This window comes from Leptospira langatensis, assembly GCF_004770615.1.
Lineage (GTDB): Bacteria > Spirochaetota > Leptospiria > Leptospirales > Leptospiraceae > Leptospira_B > Leptospira_B langatensis.
Window position 1 is genome coordinate 247,288 of record NZ_RQER01000010.1, and the last position, 21,308, is coordinate 268,595.

Here is a 21,308-nt window from a genome sequence, read left to right on the forward strand (position 1 = left end):
GATGAGCTGGGAAATTCTCATACCTCTTCTTGTTCTTCTCCCTCTTGCGGGCTCTATCCTGAATGCTGTCTTTGGCAGGTTCTTGAAAGGTTTCGCCGGCATTCTGGGAACTCTTTTCTCCTTCGCTTCTTTCGGGGCGGGAGTGATCGCATACTTACAATATCATCCTTTCGAGAACCAAGTCCCTCAGATCGTTAACTTCTTCCCTTGGTTGGAAGTGGGCGGCTTCAAGGTGGATGTTGCCTACCAAGTGGACCAGCTTTCTCTTTTTATGACCCTGATCATCACTGGGATAGGAAGCCTGATCCATCTTTATTCCATAGGTTACATGAAAGGAAACCCGGGGATCGCTAGGTTCTTTTCCTACTTAAATCTTTTCTTATTTGCCATGTTGCATCTGGTTCTCGCGGAGAATCTAGTCGTGCTATTCTTCGGTTGGGAAGGAGTGGGGCTCTGTTCTTATTTATTGATCGGTTTCGATACTCATAAGGAAAATGCGGCGAACGCAAGTATCAAGGCATTCATTACGAACAGGATCGCGGACTTAGCGATGATCGCTGGGATCGCTCTTACGTATTGGCTGGCTGGATCGGTTTCCTTTACAAAGATTGCGGAGAATCTGCCTCAGGTGAAATTCTTCCAACAGGCGCTTCCGATCGTTGCGATCTGTTTCTTTGTGGGAGCCATGGGCAAGTCGGCTCAATTTCCCTTCCATGTTTGGCTACCGGATGCGATGGCAGGTCCTACTCCTGTTTCCGCTCTGATCCATGCAGCTACCATGGTGACTGCAGGTCTATTTTTGATCGCTAGATTGAATTATATCTTCGTGTTAGTTCCTCAGGTCGGTTTTTGGATCGTATGTATCGGGACATTTACCGCATTCTTTGCCGCGACCATCGGTGTATATCAGAACGATATCAAGAAAGTCCTGGCATACTCTACCGTTTCTCAGCTCGGTTATATGTTTGTGGCTATGGGAGCGGGGGCTTATGTGGCTGGGCTCTTCCACCTTCTGACCCACGCTTTCTTTAAGGCGCTTTTATTCTTGGGTTCCGGTTCTGTGATCCATTCCCTCCATGACGAGCAGGATCTGAGGAGAATGGGCGGACTCAAGTCCCAGATGAAGATCACTTGGTGGACCTTTCTTTTGGGAACCTTGGCGATTGCGGGTGCTCCTCCTTTTAGTGGCTTCTTCTCCAAGGATCTTATATTAGAAAAAGCTTATTTCTTTCATCCCGTTTTCTTTGCGATGGGAATTGTAACCGCATTCTTAACTACATTCTATATGTTCCGTCTGACTCTCTTGGCATTTACCGGAAAATCCAGAGTGGCTCCGAGCACACATCCACATGAAAGTCCTTGGACCATGACAGTTCCGTTAGTTATTCTTGCATTGGGTGCAGCTTTTTCCGGATACCTGCTTGTTCCGGAATCTCTGGGTGGAGGAGTGGATGTATTAGAAAGATATTTCGCTCCTGTATTCGCACAAGGAGTTAGTTATTCCTCTAAACTGAAGAATGCTTCGATTGCCGTTCATCATCTTGCGCCGGGAGAGGAGATCATCCTTGCTCTTTGTTCTTTAGGAGCGATCGCTTTAGGATTTGGGATCTACTGGGTCTTCTTCGCGAAGAAAGAAAAGCTTCCTCAGGACGAGTCGTCTTATACGGGATGGAGAGCTCTTCCTGCGAATAAGTATTATATAGACGAGTTCTTTCAAAATGTTTTCATCGGTCCTCTTTCTTGGGTCTCCGAATTCTTATCCGAAGTGGTAGAAAAGCGTTGGATCGATACAGTTCTTGTCGGAGCTGGAAAAGTTTCCGGAGGAGTGGCTTCTATCCTGCGTAGGATCCAGACCGGGACCGTGGTTGATTACGCTTTTCTGATCGTTCTCGGAACGGTCCTCATCCTTTCTGCATTTCTATGGAGGGGAATCTAAGTGCCTCAGTATTATTTGAGCGTTCTACTCTTTCTGCCCGTGATCGGGATCCCATTCTTATTCTTCTCTAAGAACGAAAAGTGGATCCGTAGCGTTGCCTCCGTATTCACCTTTGGTGTTTTCGGAATGACGATCCCTCTCTTCTTGGATTTCAATCGAGGCAGTAGCGGTTTTCAATTCTCCCATCATATCTGGAATTTCCTGGATTTCGAATCGGGAGGTCTGGATTACTATGTGGCCGTCGACGGGTTCTCCCTATTGCTCGTCGCTATGTCTGCGTTGCTCTTCTTCTTCTCGGCTTTATCAGCTTTTTCGAATGTAAAGCATAGAGTGCGGGAATTTTTCATCCTTCTTCTTCTCGTAGAAACGGGAGTGCTCGGAGTATTTCTCTCCGTAAACTTGGTACAGTTCTATGTATTTTGGGAATGGATGGTGCTTCCTTTCACTATCATGGTAGGAATTTGGGGAGAAGCGGGAAGGATCAAGGCTGCGATGAAGTATCTGATCTTCTCCTTTACCGGTTCCGTCTTCATGCTGGCTTGTATCTTGGTATTATACAATTATACGCATACTTTAGATCTGGAAAAACTCGCTGTCGCTTCCTTGAATGATATCCCTTCCGATCTTAGGTTTTGGTTGTTCATGGGATTCAGTTTTGCGTTCGCGATCAAGGTCCCTCTCTTTCCTTTGCATACTTGGATGCCGGACGTTCACGAGGAAGCTCCTACTGTGGGTTCCGTGGACTTAGCGGGAATCTTGTTGAAGATCGGATTATTTGCGTACGTAAGAGTTGCCATTCCTTTATTCCCTCAAGTGTTCTTGGAATATAGGAATTTCTTTGCAGCCTTGGCCGTAGCGGGGATCATATACGGAGCGGTAGTCGCTCTTACTCAGAAGAATAGCAAACGTCTAGTAGCATTCTCTTCCCTTTCTCACATGGGCTTCTGTATCTTGGGGATCCTTTCTCTCACAGAAGAAGGTGTGGCCGGGGGAATGATGCAGATGGTGAACCACGGATTTACTTCCGGTCTGCTTTTCTTTATATTAGGGTTCTTGCATGAACGTACCGGAACGAACGAGCTAAACAAGTATTCCGGTCTCGCAAAATCCGCTCCTCTGCTGGCTGCGTTTATCGGTATAGCCGCCTTTGCGAGTGCAGGCCTTCCTGGTACCAATGGATTTGTGGGAGAGTTCTTGATCCTGATCGGAACCTTCAAATACAATCTATTGTTCGGTGTATTAGCCGGTACCGCAGTCATATTCGCAGCAGGATACATGCTGTACTTTGCTAAGATCCTGGTATTCGGAGAACCGAATCCGCTTTCTGCAGGCCTGAGTCCTCTCGGCTTTAGGGAGAAATTTATCCTGTTTGCAACTACAGGAATTATCATAGTAACAGGCGTGTATCCGAAGCCGCTATTGGAGTACCTAACCCCGAGTGCGAGAGTAATATTAAACAGTACCTCTCAACAAGTGCTTCGAGAAAGAGCCTTCGCAGAACAAGAAGGTTCTCTCAGGCCCACTCAAAAGAAATATACGAATTATCAGACCTTGGGTGCGAATGTGATCAGTTATGAGGAAAGACTCCCTTCCGGTAGATCGGGCGGGATCCCTGGCAAGAAAACCGTGGCGCAAGAGGCCGAAGAATGAGTTTAATCCCGAGTCCGAACGATCTATTGGCGATCCTCCCGATATTGATTCTATCAGGAGGAGGTATTCTACTCTTAGGAATGCAATTCATCTTCCAGAGATCGGAGTTTCGGATCATTCGATTCACTTCCGGCCTGATCCTGGTGTTCGCGTTCGCTTCCTTGCTTGCGAGTCACTTTTATCTACCGGGTCTCGGGAATTATTTCGGTGGTCATTACGAGATCGCTAACCTAGGTTTCTGGTTCTCTTGTCTGTATTTGATCATGGCATTCGGGACCATTCTTGCCTCGCCAAGAGTATTAGAACAACATAATATGGAATTCCCGGAATTCTATCCTCTTCTTCTTTTCTCCGTTGTGGGGATGTTCCTCATGACTTCCGGAACGGACACAGTCACCATCTTTGTGGGATTGGAGCTGATGAGTGTTTCTCTCTATGTTCTCGTGGGAATGGCTAGAAGCGATGTGTTCTCTTTAGAAGCGAGCTTAAAGTATTTTCTGTTAGGAAGTTTCTCTACCGGATTCTTTTTGCTCGGAATGGCATTCTTGTTCGGAGGATCAGGGACCACTCATCTCCAGGAATCCCTGAAACCTCTTACCATTGCAGGCTTCGAGTCCAATTTCACTAAGATCGGGCTATTGCTATTATTAACTGGAATTGCATTCAAGATCGCTTTGTTCCCGTATCATTCTTGGACTCCGGATGCGTATGAAGGTGCGCTGACTCCGGTCACCGGTTTTATGGCTACCGCTTCCAAGTCTGCTTCTATGGGGCTACTCATGGTTGTGTTCTCTAAACTTCCCAGTCCGGTTGCTGACGGTGAATGGGCTTGGGTCATGGGGATCTTGGCCTTCTTATCCATGACGTACGGAAATTTCGTGGCTCTGCAACAGTCCAGTCTGAAGAGAGTGCTCGCTTATTCTTCTATCGCTCATGCAGGCTATGTGGTTGCAGGGATTTCGTTGGGTTGTGAGAAGGAAGCGATCTTTTATTTGATCGTTTATTCTTTCATGAGTCTAGGAGCCTTCGCTCTTCTTTCTTTCTTGGAAGAAGGGAACAAGCATGTCACCTACGAATCCATTGCGGGTCTCGCAAAGACCAGACCTTGGACAAGTTTAGCTCTCTTTCTTTTCTTCTTATCGCTTGCTGGGATTCCTCCGTTGGGCGGCTTTTGGGCGAAGTTATTCTTGTTCCAGAGGATCGCGGATAACGGGAATGCGATCGGAAGACTTTTGTTGATCGGAGGGATCGCAAATTCTGCGCTGGCTTTGTATTACTATGTGAAGGTAGGGATCTCCGCTTATATGAGTTCCACGGACGGGGAGATCGCTCAGGTGGCTCCGCCTAAGACGAGCTATGGGGTGGTGTTCGTATCCGCATTTTGCTTGGCAGCGGTTCTCTTTGGTTGGTATTTCCTGCAACCGAAGGATCTCACAGAGCTTCGGTTTTCCAAGTCGGCAGAGCTTCATAAATAAGAAATGAGTTCGATCAAAAAGATTTCTTCTTTCTTAAAAGACTACTTCACTCCTATTCCTAAGTTCGAAGGAGAGAATGCTCCCTTCCAAGAAGCGATCTATCGTTATTCCAGGAATCGTTCCGAAAAGAACCTAGATACGCTTTCTACGGAATTGACTAAGGCCTACTTCCTGATCCCTTATACGGACCAAAAGGCAATGGCAAAGAAGAAAGCCAAGCCTAAGAAGAAGGTTGCAGCCAAGAAAAAGAAGAAGAAGACCGTTAAGAACGAACCGGAGCCGATCGTTTTACTATACATCAGTGACGAGAAGGGAAGGGTGTATCTTCCTGCGTTCTCTCATCCTTCCGAATCCATGTTATATTTCGGGAAGGAGACACAACTCGCTCCGATCACCGCCAAGGAATTATGGTCGGTCGGTTTGCAGAATGAGGGGGTTTCCGGGGTGGTAATCGACCCAGGCTCCACATTATGGATCTTGTCTAGGGATCACCTGGAAGTCCTCCGAAAAGAAAAATAAGAGTTATATAAAGAAAAAATAATTTTCTTCCGACCGGATCCGGTTTATTATTTTTATATAAAACAAATAGATCCTGCATCTAGGGATCTAAAGCCGGTTTGGATTATCTATGTCCTAAATTTGGATTGGATTTTAGGAGGGTTCTCCGGATTATTGTTCTATATTAGAGTTTTCTGTTCTATGTTTGTTATCATTCGTTCCATATCGTCTGAACTTTTTCTAGCTACTCGTTCCTTATTTCCTATTTTCATTTTAGGAAATTGTATTGTACTCACGCATGCGGATCCTTCTAAACTTTCTTCCAACGAAAATCAGGTCCGCAGCGCTTATAAGAATGCTTCTTTGCAGGTAATGTACGTTCCTGCTAAGGGAGATTCCCTCTATCATTTGGAGGAAGAGGAACAAGCAGACAGACAGGGAGAATGGAAGGATCTATTTTTATCCGTTTGCGAGGACTCCGAATTATTCCAATCGGTTTCCTTTGAAGAGAGAGCGGATATTCAGATCCGAGTAAAGGTCGTGGAGCAAGAAGCTGAGAATCGAAGCATCGGTTATCTTCTCTCTAAAGGATACGGATTTCGTCCATACCGCGAAGAAGGTAGCTTCTTAGTGAGTACCGATTTTTACGATTCCGAAGGAAATCATTTGGGCTCGGTGGATCTTTCCGAGAAATACGAATACTATTATCAGATCTTCTTTTTATTTCTAATGCCTTTCTATCTTCCGTCTTGGGAATACGATAGTTTAGCACGTTATATGGCTGTTAAGACGTTGCAAACGGCCCAGGCTCAGGGAATTTTCAAGAAGCCGGTCCCTTCTTCTTTGAAGAAGGATAAGAACTAGTTTCCATCAAATATAATAACGAAAAAAGTCCAGCCAGAGTCCGCCTAGGATCAGATTGCTAAATGCGAAGACACCCAATCTATGAAATACGTGATTGTAGGTGAGATGGATTGTGCTATGAACGATCCTAGTTACTACATAGATCCATGCGAGGCTTAGGCTGAGTGCATCCGTTCTATCCGTTAGGAAATGGATCAGACAGATCAAATAGAAGAGGACCGGGACTTCCAAGAGATTCATATAGTTCCGATTCACTACTACGACCCAATCCGGGACTCTCTTGGATTCTCCATACTTGAAATCTTTGGCAGTGACCATCCCTTTAAAACCGGCGTAGAAGCGTCGTATGGGGACCTGTATTAATACAAAAAACGTTAATAAGGCTAATGCTCCGATCGGAAATAACCAAAGTTCTTTTTGCATATTTTTTTCCTTCTAACGGATCTGAACTAAAAGACACAGAATTTCCTTATATCTTTAAAAGGGGTTAAGCTAATTTTCATTGACTGGCTTTTATTTCTTTCTAGTCTTTAAGACTCTTTTCTCGTCGTCTTATCTAATTTACTTTTAAAAATGCAAGAGTATCTTGAAAAGTTCGTTTATGAATGGGTGAAAACGGATGAGGATTTCTTCCATTTCATGCAAGACTTCGGCCAGGACGGGGTTTGGGCAAAGAATCTAAATAGAGAGAACGATCTTTGGATCAATCCGAGACTCAGATCCGTTTTAGGTTTGGAGCTTCCGGGTGTTAAGGATAAGGATATTACCTGGGATCGCATCCTTTCTGCTAAGGATCTGGAATCTTTCGGGCCCGGTTTTTTTCAGGACCAAAGATCTTCTCTTATTACTCTGCATTATAAGCATTCTTCCGGTTCTATCCTTACCGCTCATACCAAGATCTATTTTAATTCTCTAAATGGAGAGCGCATCTGTGTGGGATGTGTAAACCTTAAGAGCGATCCTGATTCGGAACTCCATTCTAAGAAGAGGGAGATCGACTTTCTTTTTCTTGCGAACAATCTTCCCGCTCTGATCGGATACTGGGATGCAGACCAGCGCAACCGAGCAGCAAATACTTCCTACTTGGAATGGCTTGGGGTCGGAATAGATGAAATTGGTGGGAAGCATATCAAGGAAGTCCTAGGAGAGGAGTTGTATCGTCAGAACCTTCCTCAGATAGAAGGAGCTTTGAGAGGAGAGAGGCAGGTCTTTGAAAGAGAAGTCCCTCTGCGAGATGGAAGCGGTGTGAGACATGTGCTTACATTCTATATTCCGGACATCGTGGATGGGAAAGTGGTAGGCTTCTCTGTCATCTCCAACGATGTTTCCGAAATTAAAAAGGCGAGACAGGAACTCGTTCGAGCCAAGGAACAATTAGAAAAAAGTAGCAGAGTCGCGAAGGTAGGTGGCTGGGAGATCAACTTCGAAGAAGGCACTCGCTATTGGTCCGATGTCGCTATGGAGATCTGTGAAGTCACTGAAAACGAAGTATCGGATCTGGAGAGAATGATCCGCATCTATTCCGAAGGAAATTGCAGGACCAAGATCTCTAAAGCGATCCAAGACGCGACGGAGAGAGGCATCTCTTGGGATCTAGAATTACAGATCTATAATAAAAAAGGCGGCCTGAAATGGGTTCGCACGATCGGGCAACCCGACTTCGAGAATGGCAAATGCAAACGATTATTCGGTATCATACAGGACATAGATGAACGCAAGACGGTGGAGAGCGCCAATATTCGTTTAGCAAGGATCGTCGAGTCTTCTGACGATGCGATCATCGGCAGGGACTTGAACGACAAGATCATTTCCTGGAACCCGGGTGCGGAGAAGATCTTCGGATATTCCGAGAGAGAGATTATCGGTTCTCCCATCCAGACATTGATTCCTAAGCAATCCGTGGCGGAAGAAAGTGGAAGCGAAGCTAGAATGTTGAGAGGAAAGGAAACAGTTCAATATGAGGCGGTCCGACGCGGTAAAGATGGTCGTCTGATGGAAATGTCCATCTCTCTTTCACCTATGTTCGATTCTTTGGGGAGAATGATCGGTTCTTCCGAGATCGGAAGGGATATAGGGGAAAGAAGAAAGATCCAAGAATCCTTTCAGAACGCTTTCGAATTCTCCTCCATAGGAATGGCGGTATTGGATCCGGAAGGAAGATGGTTAAAGGTAAACGACAATCTGGTAAAATTGCTCGGCTACGAAAGAGAGGAATTATATGACCTTACCTTTAGAGATGTAACTCATCCGGATGACTTGGAAACGGATCTATCCCTCTTACAGGAAATGATAGATGGGAAAAGGACAGGATATCATTTAGAAAAACGTTATATTAAGAAAAATGGGGACGTGATCTGGATCCTGCTCTCCGCGTCCGTAGTAAAAGGTGCTGACGGAAAGCCCATCCAATACATAGCCCAGATCATGGACATAGACGAGAGAAAGAAAGCGGAGCTGGAACTATTCAGGGAAAGATCCAGGCTACTTGCATTCGTAGAGCATGCGCCTGCCGCAGTTGCGATGTTCGATACCGAGATTCGATATGTCGCAGTAAGCCAGAGATGGTTATCGGAATACCATTTGCTCGGAAGGAATATCCTAGGGCTTTCGCACTACGAAGTCTTTTCGAATATCTCCGAACATTGGAAGGAGATTCATCGAAGATGCCTTTTAGGTGAAGTCATCAAGAACGATGAGGATATCTGGAGACCGAACGGATGGGATTACGATCAATATCTTCGTTGGGAGGTTCGTCCTTGGTACCAGATGGACGGTTCCATAGGCGGGATCATGATGTTCACTCAGGATATCACTGAAAGTTGCCTGCAAAGAGAAGAATTGAAGAAGGCTAAACTTCAGGCGGAGCAGGCGAGCAAGGCCAAATCCGACTTTCTTGCGAACATGAGCCATGAGATCCGAACTCCTCTGAACGGAGTTATAGGATTTACGGACCTTCTTCTTCGAACCTCTCTGGACGAGGTCCAGCATCAGTACGTTATGACTGTGTTCCAGTCTGCTGGATCTTTATTAGATATTATTAATGATATCTTAGACTTTTCCAAGATAGAAGCCGGTAAGCTGGAGCTTTCTTACGATAGGATGAATCTGTTCGATCTATGTAGCCAGATCGTAAATATGATCCGCTTCCAAGCGGAGAAGAAGGGACTGCAACTTATAGTGAGTATTGCGCCTGAAGTCCCCAAATTCGTGAAAGCGGATAGCGTTCGTCTCAGGCAGATCATCTTGAACTTATTCAGTAATGCGGTCAAATTTACGGAAGAAGGAAGCATAGAATTCAAGGTCGGAGTAGTGAAAAAGATCTCAGAAACGGAATCTAGTTTTAGATTCTCTGTCAAGGATACCGGGATCGGGATCGCTCCGGAAAATAGAAAGAAGATCTTCGATGCATTCACCCAAGGAGATGTGTCCACTACTCGCAGATTCGGAGGAACCGGGCTCGGACTTACTATCTCGAATAAATTGCTCTCTATGATGGGGAGTGAATTGCAATTGGAGAGTGAGTTTGGCAAGGGAAGTAGTTTCTATTTCGATCTAAATCTAAATACTGTCGAAGGAAATGGAGAAGATGGGGCCCTTCCCGTGATCCTTCATAGTGCTGATAGTTCCAAGCAAACAGAAGTTCCCGATATGAACGATGAAGATTTGCTCCGTAAGGCATTCACAATCCTGATCGCGGAAGATAATTCGGTGAATATGATGCTCGCCACAAACATAGTAAAGCGTATCCTTCCGGCTGCGAAATGTGTGGAGGCGCAAAATGGCAAAGAGGCCGTCCAGAAATACGAGGCCGAAAGACCGGATCTGGTCTTTATGGATATACAAATGCCGGAGATGAACGGGTACGAGGCTACTAGATATATTAGAAAATTAGAAAGTGCTGGTGTTCATGTTCCTATCATTGCAGTCACCGCAGGGATCGTTTCCGGAGAAAGAGAGAAGTGTATAGAGGCGGGAATGGACGATTATATGAGTAAACCAGCAGTCAAAGCGGACTTTGCGAAAATGCTCCGTAAATGGCTACATTGAGTTCGGAGAAATGCTTTGGTCTGTGCCGAATACGGATTAATTTCCCCGCTTTCTTAGTTTTATAAAGGACCAGTATGTCCAGGATCTAAGGATCCACTCCATTGGTCCCAACGAGAAGAAGCGACCCCAAAGTACCGAGAAGCCCGTCCAGAAGATCCAGATCGGGACTGAGAGTAATAGCACGATAAAACTGCCAAGCTGATCGAAATACCCAAGTCCCCATCCGCAAAAGATCCAACAACAAACCAAGGATTCTCCCAGATAGACTGTTAAGGAGGACCTACCGGCATTTTCCAGCCAAGGTTTATCCGCCTCACTCTTGGAAGAAGCATAATAATTTCCTAATAGATACACATAGCAGAAAGTAAGTGCAGGTGCACTAAGAGCATCTAGACAAACCAAGAAGAATTTCAGGGTCTTGTTTAGATCCTCGGGGAAAATATGCCTAGAATGGAAGGTATAAAGAAGATTTCCTAAAACTCCCAGAACTAACATCCAGGGGAAATATCTCTTCAGCGAAGGCTTTGCTTCTTCCCAATTGCTGAAAATGGATCTCTTTGCAGCAGCTAAGCCCAGAGAGAACATTGCAAGCACAGAAGGCCATTGGTACAAAACCAAAAATCGGAAAGAAGAGAATGATTCCTTGGACCTTTGGATCGCATTCTCCCAAAAATTCCCTAAATAGGCCTTTCTGGTCTCCTCTAGGATGCGAGATATATTATTTGCCAGAAAGTCCCGAAAGGACTGTTCCATTGCAAATAGAGAGATCCTTCCCGCAATCGCAACTAATAGGAAAAAGAAAGAGAAACGCAATAACCAGATCGGGCTCTTCTTTCTTAGGAACCATAATGCTAGGCCCAGAATTCCATAGGAGAGAAGGATATCCCCCAAGAACAAAAAAATCCCATGCAAGATCCCTAATATAATAAGAGCGAATATCCTTCTGAAATATCTGGCGTTTGCCTGTGGATCCTCCGTATTTCCCATTTGTGTCGCGAATCCGTAGCCGAATAGGAAGGAGAATAGTACGTAAAACTTGGATTCGAAGAAAAAGGCCACGATCCAGGAAGCGATGGAATCCAAGAGAGTTGCGTTCTCATGTTGGGAAGCCACGAGGAACATAGGCTTAGAAAAATAAGGGAGATTGACTACTAAGATCCCGAAAAGCGCAAAACCCCTTAAGAAATCTATAAAACCGATCCGTTTTTGCGCAAGCATATGGATCAGTGAATCTTTTCTTCGGATTTTCTCCAAGTAATTTTGCGATCTAAATTCCTTCAAAAATGACGGAAGCCGGATTCTTTCGGAGAGTATGACCTTCCTTCATACGAATATCGAACGTTAGGAGATTCTCCCGGACCTAAACCCTTCACGAAACCGATCTTTCGGATCGGGATCCCTTCCCAGAGTTCGGGTAATTCTTCCGGGGAGAGAAAGAGCAACTCGAGCTCTTCTCCGGAAGTTAGGATCCCTTCGATACCAATGGATTCCTTAACCCCATTCTGAAAGGGTAGTCGATCCAATTCTATTTCTATGGAGACTCGGGAGGATTTTGCGAGTTTGAACGCATCTTGTTTAAGTCCGTCTGTTAGGTCCATTCCCGCATGTATTTTATTTTTAGAATATAACGATTTGCTTAAATTCAACCTTGATTTAGGGCGAAGATGTCTGTCGAGAGCGATCTCCTTTAGCTCGGGAGGTAGAGAAATATGCGCTCCTTCCAGTATCTTATAACCAAGTAAGGAAGCTCCGATATGGCCGCTTAGATAGAGTTTATCTCCAGGCTTTCCTCCTTTTCGATCCAAAGGAGAGTTCGATCTTCCGAGCAAGGTCAGTGAAAGATTCAGTTCTTGGGTCCTATACGTATCTCCACCGCAAAGCTCTATATCATAGGAGATGAGCGCCTTCTTAAATGAATCTACGAAGGGCTCTAGGAATTCCTTTCGATTGCAAGAAGGAGAAAGCCCGAAATTGAAGAAGGCCTTTTCCGGGATCCCGTTTGCCGCGGCGATATCCGATACGTTCACTTCTACCAGTTTGCTTGCCAAATCTTGAGGGCGACTCCAATCCAAACGGAAATGCGTTCCTTCTACGATCGTGTCCGTAGTGATCAGAGTTCCATTCCCGTCCGAATAACAGTCGTTTTCCTGTTCCTTTCCGGGAGGATATAGAGAGGAGATGAGTTCTTCTTCGTTCAAACCGTTTCCTTTTGAGATTCCCTTCTAAAGATCTTGACTTTGTTTTCTTTCAACCTCAGTATAAGGCTATGAAATTTCGTATCAATTCTTCTTACTTTCGAATTTTATCCTTAGGCCTTTTCTTAGCATCCATTCTAAGCGGGGCTTGGCAATCCAAAACGTTTGCTGCGGACACTTCTTGTAAGTATTCCGTAGCTGCGGAGCAAACCAGTTTGGAATGGAAGGCATTTAAGTTTACCGAAAAGACCGGAGTGGGCGGCAAGTTCACTAAGGTAAGTATTTCCGGAACCAAGCCGGGAGATTCGGTCACACAAGCGCTGAAAGGATTAAAGTTCTCCATAGATCCCGCTGACTTGAATAGCGGGAATACGGAGCGAGATCCAAAGATCAAGGGCGCATTCTTTGGAAACCTGAAGTCGGGCGGAAAGATCTCAGGTTCTCTTTCTTCCATCAGTCTGGAAGCGGATCAGAAATCAGGCAAGGGTGTGGTCCATCTGACCTTGAACGGAGTAACCAAGCCTGTCCCTCTGCAATTTACATTAGAAAATGGCAATATACTGAACGCGAAAGGTTCCGTGGATCTAAATCATTGGAATGCCGGTGCTGCGTTAAAGGCCCTGAACGATCTGTGCAAGGAATTGCATACGAGTAAAGATGGTAAATCCGTTCTTTGGCCGGATGTAGAGATTGCGATCAAGTCCGAATTGAAGAAGGACTGTAAGTAAATCTTTCGAGCGGGATCGAGCCGATCCCGCATTATATATTTTGAATGTATCCTCTGCTATTGGGAGGATCGATCAACCGCCTTGGACCGTACTGAGTGGGTGATAGCAGAGACAAAGCACTCTGTGACGTTCGATACAAGATGCAATGGTCGGATTGAACCAAGTGCCGGCAGTGACAAGAGTTGTACTTCCGACGGCTCCATTGAAGATGGTAGTATTATCTACTCCGTTATTGCAATTATCCGAAGCATAGGCCCCCGAGCCATCCGAAAAAGTCCAATAGAACTGGCTTCCAATACCAAGTCCGGCTGTGGAGAGAGACACTTTCAGATCCGCACTAAATAAAGTGGATAGATCATCTGCAATGATGGTTCCTTTTGGTCCTCTCACTGGAGTTCCGGTGTAAGGGATATCCGCATAGAAGGTATTGATCGCATTGAACGATACCAAGGAAGTGGAGACCATCGGCGCCACTTTGGAACAACCTAGATCTACAATCGGAGCTAGAAGCCTGTCTCGTTCGCAAATCACACTTAGGCTAGCATCCAAAGTACCGGACCCCAGGATGGATAAGTTCCCTTGATAACTAGTCGAAGTAGGATAGATGTACACTCCGGAGGGAGCGGAGAATAAAGACAGTACTTGTTGTTCCGCATTGCAACCCCTGTCTTGGCTAGAACAAGTTTTTTCCGACAAACATCCCTGCGATAAAAAAGAAAAGAGTATGAGTGCTAGGACTGGATGCTTCATATGCGCAGTATCGTATTCGCATAAATTGTTCGGCAAGAAGTTTACGTAATCGCTATGCTGGAAAATGGAACGACAGGATCAGAGCGATTATTTTCTAGTAGAAATACGGTTCTTAAGGAATAGATCCGAAGTGAATATCCGTAATTATACTAGTTTACGAATATTTCATATTGATTACTAAGATCCAATCATCCGAAGGATCATTCTGCTTGACGTATTCTTCTCACTTTTGCATCTCAATGTTATGCGACATACCCTGACCAGAAGTCTCAGAATTGCCATCTTTCTACTGTTATTCTATTTTCCGATAGGGATATTCGGCCAGCAGACGGTCCTGCTCAGGAGCGGCGGAAAAGTAGTAGGGTCCGTAGTGGGTCATACGGAAAGGAATATCACTGTTCAGACCGATGTCGGAAAGAAAAACATCAGCAAACGGGATATTTTAAAGATTATTTATAAAGATGTTTCTAAAGAAGAAGAGAAACGGATCCGCCAAGAAGAAGAGAAGAAGCTGCAGGAAAACCCTCAGCAAAAAATCGAAGAGCCCATCATTATTATAGAACCTCCTAAGCAGGAAGCAATCGGACCAGGAAGAAATAAATGGAGCGCAGTATGGAGATCTGCAATCCTTCCAGGTTGGGGGCAGTCTTATACCGAGAATCGTAGCGAGGCAATTTTGACCGGAAGCGTATTCTTGGGCACTGTGGCCCTTGCTGTCGCGGCCAGATCGGAAGCGGAATCCGCTAAAAAACATTATGACGATGTGGTCTCCAAAAGCGGCACTACCGGGACATATATCTTAGGAGGAGGCTTGGCAAATTACTTCCTGTACACTCAGGTTCCGAGCGCCAGATCCGAGTATAGCGCAGCGGTACAGCATTATAACGAAGCCGTTTACGTTTTAGGAGCAGTCTATCTGACCCAATTGGTCCGAAGCTATTTTCTGGGCAGCTCCTGGGCAGGTCAGGCGGATGCTCCGGTCACTTGGGGGGTTTCTCCTAAGCCTGATCTGATCCCCGGAAAACTAGGTTGGGGTGCCGAGGCCAGACTTTCTTTCCGCTTCTAACAGGCTTTTGCCGTCTTGTCTAAATTTCCTTGACCCATTAGGCCGGTACGCGAAATTGGCCTATACAGGACGTTTTTTCACATGCCAATCGTATCTAAACCGCATAGAACTCCTTCCTTGAAAAAGGAACAAGCCAACAAGGCTTGGTATGTAGTGGACGCAGAGGGTAAAACCTTAGGTCGTCTCGCTTCGGAGATCGCTCATAGACTTCGCGGTAAGCATAAGCCTACATTTACTCCGAACGTGGATTGCGGAGATAATATCATTGTTATTAACGCGGCTAAAGTTGCCGTAACCGGAAACAAGGAATCTCAAAAGGAATATTTCCACCATTCACGTTATCCGGGCGGGATGACTGCCACCTCTCTTCAAAACATGAGAGTGAAACACCCTGAAAAAATCCTTTATGAAGCTGTAAAAGGAATGCTTCCCAAAAGCAAACTCGGCGCAGAAATGTTGACTCATTTCCGGATCTTCCCTGGAAGCGAGCATAACCTCGGCTCACAAAAGCCGGTGAAACTGGAACTCTAGGAGAATATTAGAATATGGCAAGCGCCAAGGAAATCTGGGCAGTAGGTCGTCGTAAGAACGCAATCGCCCGTGTGAAATTGAAAGAAGGTTCCGGCAAGATCGTAGTTAATGATAAGGATATCAAAGACTATCTACAAAACAGCCGTTCTAATATTAAAGAAGCCATTACTGCTTTAACCCTGATGAATGTAGCCGAAAAGTTCGATCTTAAGGTGAATGTTTCCGGGGGAGGGATCGTTGGTCAAGTTGGCGCGATCCGTCACGCTCTTGCTCGAGTGATCTGCCGTTATAATCCGGAGTTCAGAGCCACCGTTAAAAAAGAAGGTCTACTCACTCGTGACCCTCGTATGGTGGAGCGCAAGAAATACGGTCTACACAAAGCGCGTAGAGGAACCCAGTTCTCTAAACGATAAACTTCGTTTTTTAGATCCGTTTTTGGGAATGCCTGAAGTTCTTGCCATCAAGACCTCGGGCATTTTCTGTTTTTAGAGGTTGCATGAATTTTAAAAAAGTCTCCGAGATCCGCAAAATCTTCCTGAATTACTTCCAAGAGAAAGGACATACTGTGGTCCCTTCTTCTTCCTTATTGCCTGCGGGAGATCCCACTCTTTTATTTACCACTGCGGGAATGGTACAGTTCAAGCCTTTGTTTACCGGAGCGGTAGAGCTTCCTTATACTAGAGCGACTTCCGCTCAGAAATGTTTAAGAACCACAGACTTGGAGAATGTGGGGAAGACCGAAAGACATTGCACCTTCTTCGAGATGCTTGGGAACTTCAGCTTCGGGGATTATTTCAAGGAAGAAGCCATCGAATTCGCCTTGGATTGTTCCGTGAACCGTCTTGGGTTTCCTATAGAGAAGATCTGGATCACCGTATTTGAGAACGACGATGAGGCGGAGAAGATCTGGCTCTCCAAAGGAATTCCAAAAGAAAGGATCACTCGCTTAGGAAAGAAGGACAATTTCTGGGGACCTGCGGGAGATAGCGGTGCCTGCGGACCTTGCTCCGAATTATACTTGGATAGAGGACCTGAGAAGGGACTTCCGGATTGCGGAGTGAAATACGAATGTCGTCCGGGCTGCGACTGCGATCGTTTTTTAGAATTTTGGAATATTGTATTCAACCAATTCAACCAAGATACGGAAGGGAATCTTCATCCCCTCAAACAAACGGGGATCGATACCGGTTCCGGTCTAGAAAGGGTAGCTCTTCTGCTCCAGGGAGTGGATTCGGTTTACGATACGGACGAGCTGAGAGAGATCATTTCCGAAGTAGAGAAGATCTCTGGAAAGACATACGAAGGATCCACAAAGGTGCCTTTCCGTGTGATCACAGACCATATTCGTTCCGCTCTATTTACCGTAAGCGATGGAATCTTTCCGGATAGGACCGGTAGAGGATACGTTATCCGTCGCTTAATCCGTCGCGCAGTATTATTTGCCCGTAAATTGGATCTAAAAGAACCCTTCCTTTATAAATTAGTGAAGCCTGTGGCGACTATCTATAAGGAAAGATATCCTGATCTGGAAAAACATATTTCTTCCGTAGAAAGGACCCTTCTCGCAGAAGAAGAGCTATTCCTGAAAACTCTGGAGATCGGGCTCGAGAAGATCGAGGCGCTGGTCTTAAAGACAAAATTGGAAGGCTCCGATATCTTCTCCGGAAAAGACAGCTTCTTATTGTATGGAACTTACGGTTTCCCGGCTGAGATGACGGAAGAGATCGTTGCAGAGCATGGTCTTTCCTTCGATAAGAATGGTTTCGAAGAGGAGTTGGAAAAGGACAGACAATCTTCTCGCGAAACTTGGAAGGCAAATAAGGTTTCCTTGTTCACCGGGATCAAGACTGATAAGACGGAATTTTTGGGTTACGATGCTTTAGAAGCGGAGTCGGAGATCAGTTTTATCTTCGCCGATAATAAACAAGTCCCTTCTTTGAAAGAAGGAGAGGCTGGGGTGCTGGTATTCAAGTCCAGTCCGTTCTATCCGGAAGGAGGAGGACAGGTGGGCGATACCGGATTCATCCGAAAAGGCTCTTCTGTCTTCAAGGTTTTGGATACTCAGAAAGAGAACGATATCATCCTACATATAGGATCCGTTTTGTCTGGTTCCTTCTCCGAGGGAGATAAGGCAAGGCTGGAAGTTGAGAAAGAAAGAAGGGAAAAACTCCGATTCCATCACTCCGGAACCCACTTATTGAATGGAGCGCTTCGTAGTCTTCTCGGGAATCACGTGCTCCAAAAAGGTTCCATCGTATCTCCGGATTATCTAAGATTCGACTTCTCTCATCCGAGTCCTTTGAGTATAGAAGAAATTCGTAATATAGAATCCTGGGTGAACGAGAGCATCGTTCGTCATATCCCGGTCCAAACGGAAGTCCTCGCGATCGAAGACGCTAAGAAGACTGGAGCGGTCGCTGCTTTCGATGAGAAGTACGGGGACAAGGTTCGCGTCCTGAAAATGGGAGATAGATCCCTGGAATTTTGCGGCGGAACTCACGTGGTAAATACGGGAGATATCGGATACTTCTTCATTAAGAAAGAATCCAGTCCTGGTGCGGGGAACCGTCGTATAGAAGCGGTTGCGGGACCAGTGGTGATCGAAACCTTCCTGAATCGCTTTGCAGAATTGACTGAGGCCGTCCAAAACCTGAATCTTAAGATCAAAGAAGAGTTGGGAGCGGAAGGTACGTCTCTTTCTATTAAGACGAATGTTCCCGGGCCGGACGAAGTTCGCGCCTTATTTGCATCAAAGGGAGCGGACGCAGTCGTTACCTTTCGGGATCTGAGCGAAAGACTTTCCTTAGAACTCGAAGAAACCCAAAGTAAGTTCTTAAAAGAAAAGAAGAATAGAGAGTCCAGGGATTTCGAGAACAATCCTGAAGTATTAAACCAAGTCCTTTCCGAAGCCAAGTCCATAGGAACTACCAAGATCGTTTCCTATATTTTCGATTCCAAAGATGCCAAGGCGCTCAAAGGACTTTCCGACAATCTGAAAGTAAGAGAGAAAGAGATCGTTGCTATTCTTGCGAGCAAGAACGCAGAAGATGCAAGTATCGTAGTTACCTGTTCTCCTTCCATCGCTGGAAAGAAAGTGCATTGCGGGGATCTGGTCAAGGCCGCCTGTGAGATATTAGGCGGCAAAGGCGGAGGAAAACCTGACATGGCACAGGGCGGAGGAAAGGAAGTCTCTAAGATCCAAGAAGCGGTCCAGCTTGCTTTCGATAAGGCGTATGCCGGTTTAAACGGAGGCTTGAGCAAGTGACACTCTGGATGATAAAAAGTAAGAACGGAGAGAAGAAATGAGCGATCCATCATTCGATGTAGTTTCCGAGATCGATAGACCGGAACTCCAAAACGCAGTCACTCAGGCGATCAGTGAGATCAAGACCCGTTTCGATTTCAAGGGTTCTAAGTCCGAGATCAAATTAGAAGAAGAATCCCTGACACTTACTTCGGATAACGAGGCCAAACTGGAAAGTGTGATCGATGTCCTGATCAATAAGATGGCCAAACGAGGCCTTGGTCTAAAATCCTTCGATTTCAAGTCCAAGATAGAACCTGCGACCGGAAATACTGTCCGGATGAAAGTCAAGATCCGCAATGGTTTAGAAAAGGAACAAACCAAAGAGATCACTAAGATCATCAAAGACTCTAAATTAAAAGTGACTCCGACCATCATGGGGAATTGCGTTCGCGTCCAAGGCAAGAAGAAGGACGATCTTCAGGAGATCATGAGACTCTTGAAAGCGGCGGATCTTCCCTTCGATGTTCAGTTCCAGAATTTCAAAGGCTGATCAGGGAATCCTTGGGTATTTCAGGTGATATTCTGATCCAAAAATATGCCACAAAAAGATAAGCCGATTTTTTGCAGGGCTTTGAATAACAATTCAGTAAGATAAGGGTCTAATCAGCATGAAACGTTTTTATTTCATCTCTATCTTCTCGTTTATTTCGATCTTTTTGATATCCGGAGTTTCCGCCCAAGAAGAAAATCCGATCAAGTTTAAATTAGAGAAGTCTTCCCCTAACACCTACCAACTTAGACTAGTCCACCCAGATAATTTCGGCGTCCAAAAGGATGCTCCTCATAGGATCTTGATGAACCCGGGGCCTGGACTTAAAGTGGTCTCGGCGGATCTTAAGTTGAAAGGCAAGACTTCTACTCGTAAGAAGGAATACTTTGAGACAGTGGATCCGATGCAGGTAAAACTAGAGGGGAAGGGAGACTTGGAGATACACGCTAAGATCTTTTATTGCGACTATAACAGGAATATCTGTATTCCCGGGAAGGTCCTGCAGAAAGAAGTCATACAATAAATTTGTAATGTATCTAAATCGGATCTCTGGATCTTGAAAGGAAGCGGCCGGTGATCTTGGCGATTGCAGCCGCTTTCGTTTTATTAGGAAGTTACTGTTTCTTTAATTCCATTTTCAGGTCTCTTTCTGTGACCTGGAAAATATAATAGGTCTTTCCGTGGATCGGCTTAGAGACTTTTACGATCTTTCCCTTATTATCTACGATCTCTTTTAGGACCTTTCTGTCCGTTGGACGGAAAAGATCTCCCTTCTCCGCAATGAATAAGTTCAAGGCTCTTTTCTTGGCTAGATCCAACGCCTCGGATTCGTTGCTATCTAAGGAGGAAACCACTACTTGGTATGTGGAAGAATTCAGAAAGCCTTCGATCGCTTTTACGAATTGATCGTCTTCAGTAGGAACGGATTCTTGGGTGACTGTTTTCTGAGGTTCGGTTTTAGGTTCTTCTTTCTGAGGAGTTTTACAGACTACCAGAAGCGAAACGAGCAGTACTGTTGAGATCGTTTTAATGGACATAGATAGAGATTCCTTTTCTCACATTCTAGGAGTTATTGGAGATTCTAAGATTCGCTTCATTAAATCCGCATCCACAACCCTAAAAACCATGGTGCAGGTCTTAGGATCGCTATAGTCTTCTTTAAACAAGAACAGTTTATCTATAAACCACGCAAGTGATGCGCGGTAAGCTAAATAATCAGCACTTACGATTTCCGTCTTCTTCTTTTCTTTTTTTTCTTCCTGATCTTCGTTTGATTTGTCGGTCGGGATGAGAGTTTGCGTGGCTATGGAAGCTCCACCTCCTCTGGATGCCTGAGCGGCAAGGATCGTGTTTGGAAGGATCGGGGTCTCATACTTTGGGACCGTGCTAGTGCTTGCGATCCCGATCAGGCTTTTTCTTTCTTCCGTTAGTTGGGCCAAGATAAGGGTAACTGTAACTTCGTCCCTTTTTCGTAAGGCTCTGGCCTTGCATTCTTCTCTTAATTCCAGAAGAGGTCTTTCTTGGTTGGGGATCGGAACTGTCACTACGACTTGAAAATAATCGTGAGAGATGAAGCCGGAATCGGATACGTTTTCCCAAGCCTTTCTTCTGAATTCGGGATCAGCTTGTTCGCATTTAGCGAAGAAGAGGAGCAAGATTAAGACCGTTAAGACCCTCGGCATAGTTCCTAGTTTATTGTTCCCGTGTACAAAAACCAGCGGGATTTTTTCTCGGTATCTTCTGGACATTCTCGCTTTTTGGGGAAATCTTG

General features: G+C 45.3%; 19 protein-coding genes. 13 read left to right on the forward strand and 6 right to left on the reverse strand.

Features of this window, described 5'->3' with window-relative positions:
- Window position 1 precedes the first annotated feature (1 nt).
- The 5 genes from nuoL (at window position 2) to EHO57_RS15470 (ending at window position 6,423) form a co-directional block, all read left to right on the forward strand.
- The gene (gene nuoL, locus EHO57_RS15450; protein ID WP_135645835.1) at window positions 2-1,936 is read left to right on the forward strand and encodes an NADH-quinone oxidoreductase subunit L; all 1,935 of its coding nucleotides are present in this window, start codon (window positions 2-4) and stop codon (window positions 1,934-1,936) included.
- On the forward strand, window positions 1,937-3,586 hold the full coding sequence (locus tag EHO57_RS15455; protein ID WP_135645834.1) for a complex I subunit 4 family protein: 1,650 nt from the start codon (window positions 1,937-1,939) through the stop codon (window positions 3,584-3,586).
- Window positions 3,583-5,061 carry an NADH-quinone oxidoreductase subunit N gene (locus tag EHO57_RS15460; RefSeq protein WP_135645833.1) on the forward strand — a complete coding sequence of 493 codons (1,479 nt, stop codon included), beginning with the start codon at window positions 3,583-3,585 and terminating at the stop codon, window positions 5,059-5,061. The genes EHO57_RS15455 and EHO57_RS15460 overlap by 4 nt, the downstream gene beginning before the upstream one ends.
- Before the next feature lie 3 nt (window positions 5,062-5,064).
- Window positions 5,065-5,580 (forward strand): SseB family protein, encoded by a 516-nt coding sequence (locus EHO57_RS15465; protein ID WP_135645832.1) that lies wholly within the window; start codon window positions 5,065-5,067, stop codon window positions 5,578-5,580.
- Window positions 5,581-5,760: 180 nt separating this feature from the next.
- Window positions 5,761-6,423: a hypothetical protein gene (locus tag EHO57_RS15470; RefSeq protein ID WP_135645831.1), complete on the forward strand. Its 663-nt coding sequence runs from the start codon at window positions 5,761-5,763 to the stop codon at window positions 6,421-6,423.
- A 6-nt stretch (window positions 6,424-6,429) separates the two neighbouring features.
- Here EHO57_RS15470 and EHO57_RS15475 read toward each other — a convergent pair whose 3' ends face one another.
- A complete protein-coding gene (locus EHO57_RS15475) occupies window positions 6,430-6,846 on the reverse strand; it encodes an MAPEG family protein (protein ID WP_135645830.1) in 417 nt (138 codons plus the stop codon).
- A 150-nt stretch (window positions 6,847-6,996) separates the two neighbouring features.
- Here EHO57_RS15475 and EHO57_RS15480 point away from each other — a divergent pair, with 150 nt between their 5' ends.
- The gene (locus EHO57_RS15480) at window positions 6,997-10,470 is read left to right on the forward strand and encodes a PAS domain S-box protein (protein ID WP_135645829.1); all 3,474 of its coding nucleotides are present in this window, start codon (window positions 6,997-6,999) and stop codon (window positions 10,468-10,470) included.
- Window positions 10,471-10,506: 36 nt separating this feature from the next.
- On the opposite strand, the gene EHO57_RS15485 is transcribed toward EHO57_RS15480, so the two are convergent.
- Both EHO57_RS15485 and thiL read right to left on the reverse strand, forming a co-directional pair.
- Entirely contained in the window at window positions 10,507-11,724 is a 1,218-nt protein-coding gene (locus EHO57_RS15485; protein ID WP_246050724.1) for a DUF418 domain-containing protein, read from the reverse strand.
- Between the two features lie 23 nt (window positions 11,725-11,747).
- A complete protein-coding gene (gene thiL, locus EHO57_RS15490; RefSeq protein ID WP_135645828.1) occupies window positions 11,748-12,668 on the reverse strand; it encodes a thiamine-phosphate kinase in 921 nt (306 codons plus the stop codon).
- 68 nt (window positions 12,669-12,736) lie between these two features.
- On the opposite strand from thiL, the gene EHO57_RS15495 reads away from it, so the two are divergent.
- The gene (locus EHO57_RS15495; RefSeq protein ID WP_135645827.1) at window positions 12,737-13,393 is read left to right on the forward strand and encodes a YceI family protein; all 657 of its coding nucleotides are present in this window, start codon (window positions 12,737-12,739) and stop codon (window positions 13,391-13,393) included.
- Between the two features lie 72 nt (window positions 13,394-13,465).
- Here the strand turns inward: EHO57_RS15495 and EHO57_RS15500 are convergent, their stop codons facing one another.
- Window positions 13,466-14,089 carry a hypothetical protein gene (locus tag EHO57_RS15500; RefSeq protein WP_246050725.1) on the reverse strand — a complete coding sequence of 208 codons (624 nt, stop codon included), beginning with the start codon at window positions 14,087-14,089 and terminating at the stop codon, window positions 13,466-13,468.
- A gap of 298 nt (window positions 14,090-14,387) precedes the next feature.
- On the opposite strand from EHO57_RS15500, the gene EHO57_RS15505 reads away from it, so the two are divergent.
- The 6 genes from EHO57_RS15505 (at window position 14,388) to mpl17 (ending at window position 20,060) form a co-directional block, all read left to right on the forward strand.
- A complete protein-coding gene (locus tag EHO57_RS15505) occupies window positions 14,388-15,209 on the forward strand; it encodes an LA_0442/LA_0875 N-terminal domain-containing protein (protein ID WP_246050726.1) in 822 nt (273 codons plus the stop codon).
- An 81-nt stretch (window positions 15,210-15,290) separates the two neighbouring features.
- Complete coding sequence (gene rplM, locus EHO57_RS15510) at window positions 15,291-15,740, forward strand: 50S ribosomal protein L13 (protein WP_135645825.1); 450 nt, start codon at window positions 15,291-15,293, stop codon at window positions 15,738-15,740.
- Between the two features lie 14 nt (window positions 15,741-15,754).
- The gene (gene rpsI, locus EHO57_RS15515) at window positions 15,755-16,153 is read left to right on the forward strand and encodes a 30S ribosomal protein S9 (protein WP_135645824.1); all 399 of its coding nucleotides are present in this window, start codon (window positions 15,755-15,757) and stop codon (window positions 16,151-16,153) included.
- A gap of 83 nt (window positions 16,154-16,236) precedes the next feature.
- The gene (gene alaS, locus EHO57_RS15520) at window positions 16,237-19,005 is read left to right on the forward strand and encodes an alanine--tRNA ligase (protein ID WP_135645823.1); all 2,769 of its coding nucleotides are present in this window, start codon (window positions 16,237-16,239) and stop codon (window positions 19,003-19,005) included.
- Window positions 19,006-19,042: 37 nt separating this feature from the next.
- Window positions 19,043-19,537 carry a YajQ family cyclic di-GMP-binding protein gene (locus EHO57_RS15525; protein ID WP_135645822.1) on the forward strand — a complete coding sequence of 165 codons (495 nt, stop codon included), beginning with the start codon at window positions 19,043-19,045 and terminating at the stop codon, window positions 19,535-19,537.
- Between the two features lie 118 nt (window positions 19,538-19,655).
- Window positions 19,656-20,060, forward strand: coding sequence for a cell surface protein MPL17 (gene mpl17 / locus EHO57_RS15530; RefSeq protein ID WP_135645821.1), 405 nt, complete (start codon window positions 19,656-19,658; stop codon window positions 20,058-20,060).
- Between the two features lie 91 nt (window positions 20,061-20,151).
- Here mpl17 and EHO57_RS15535 read toward each other — a convergent pair whose 3' ends face one another.
- A complete protein-coding gene (locus EHO57_RS15535) occupies window positions 20,152-20,574 on the reverse strand; it encodes a lipoprotein (protein ID WP_135645820.1) in 423 nt (140 codons plus the stop codon).
- Between the two features lie 18 nt (window positions 20,575-20,592).
- Window positions 20,593-21,285 (reverse strand): hypothetical protein, encoded by a 693-nt coding sequence (locus tag EHO57_RS15540; protein WP_246050727.1) that lies wholly within the window; start codon window positions 21,283-21,285, stop codon window positions 20,593-20,595.
- Between the last annotated feature and the right edge of the window lie 23 nt (window positions 21,286-21,308).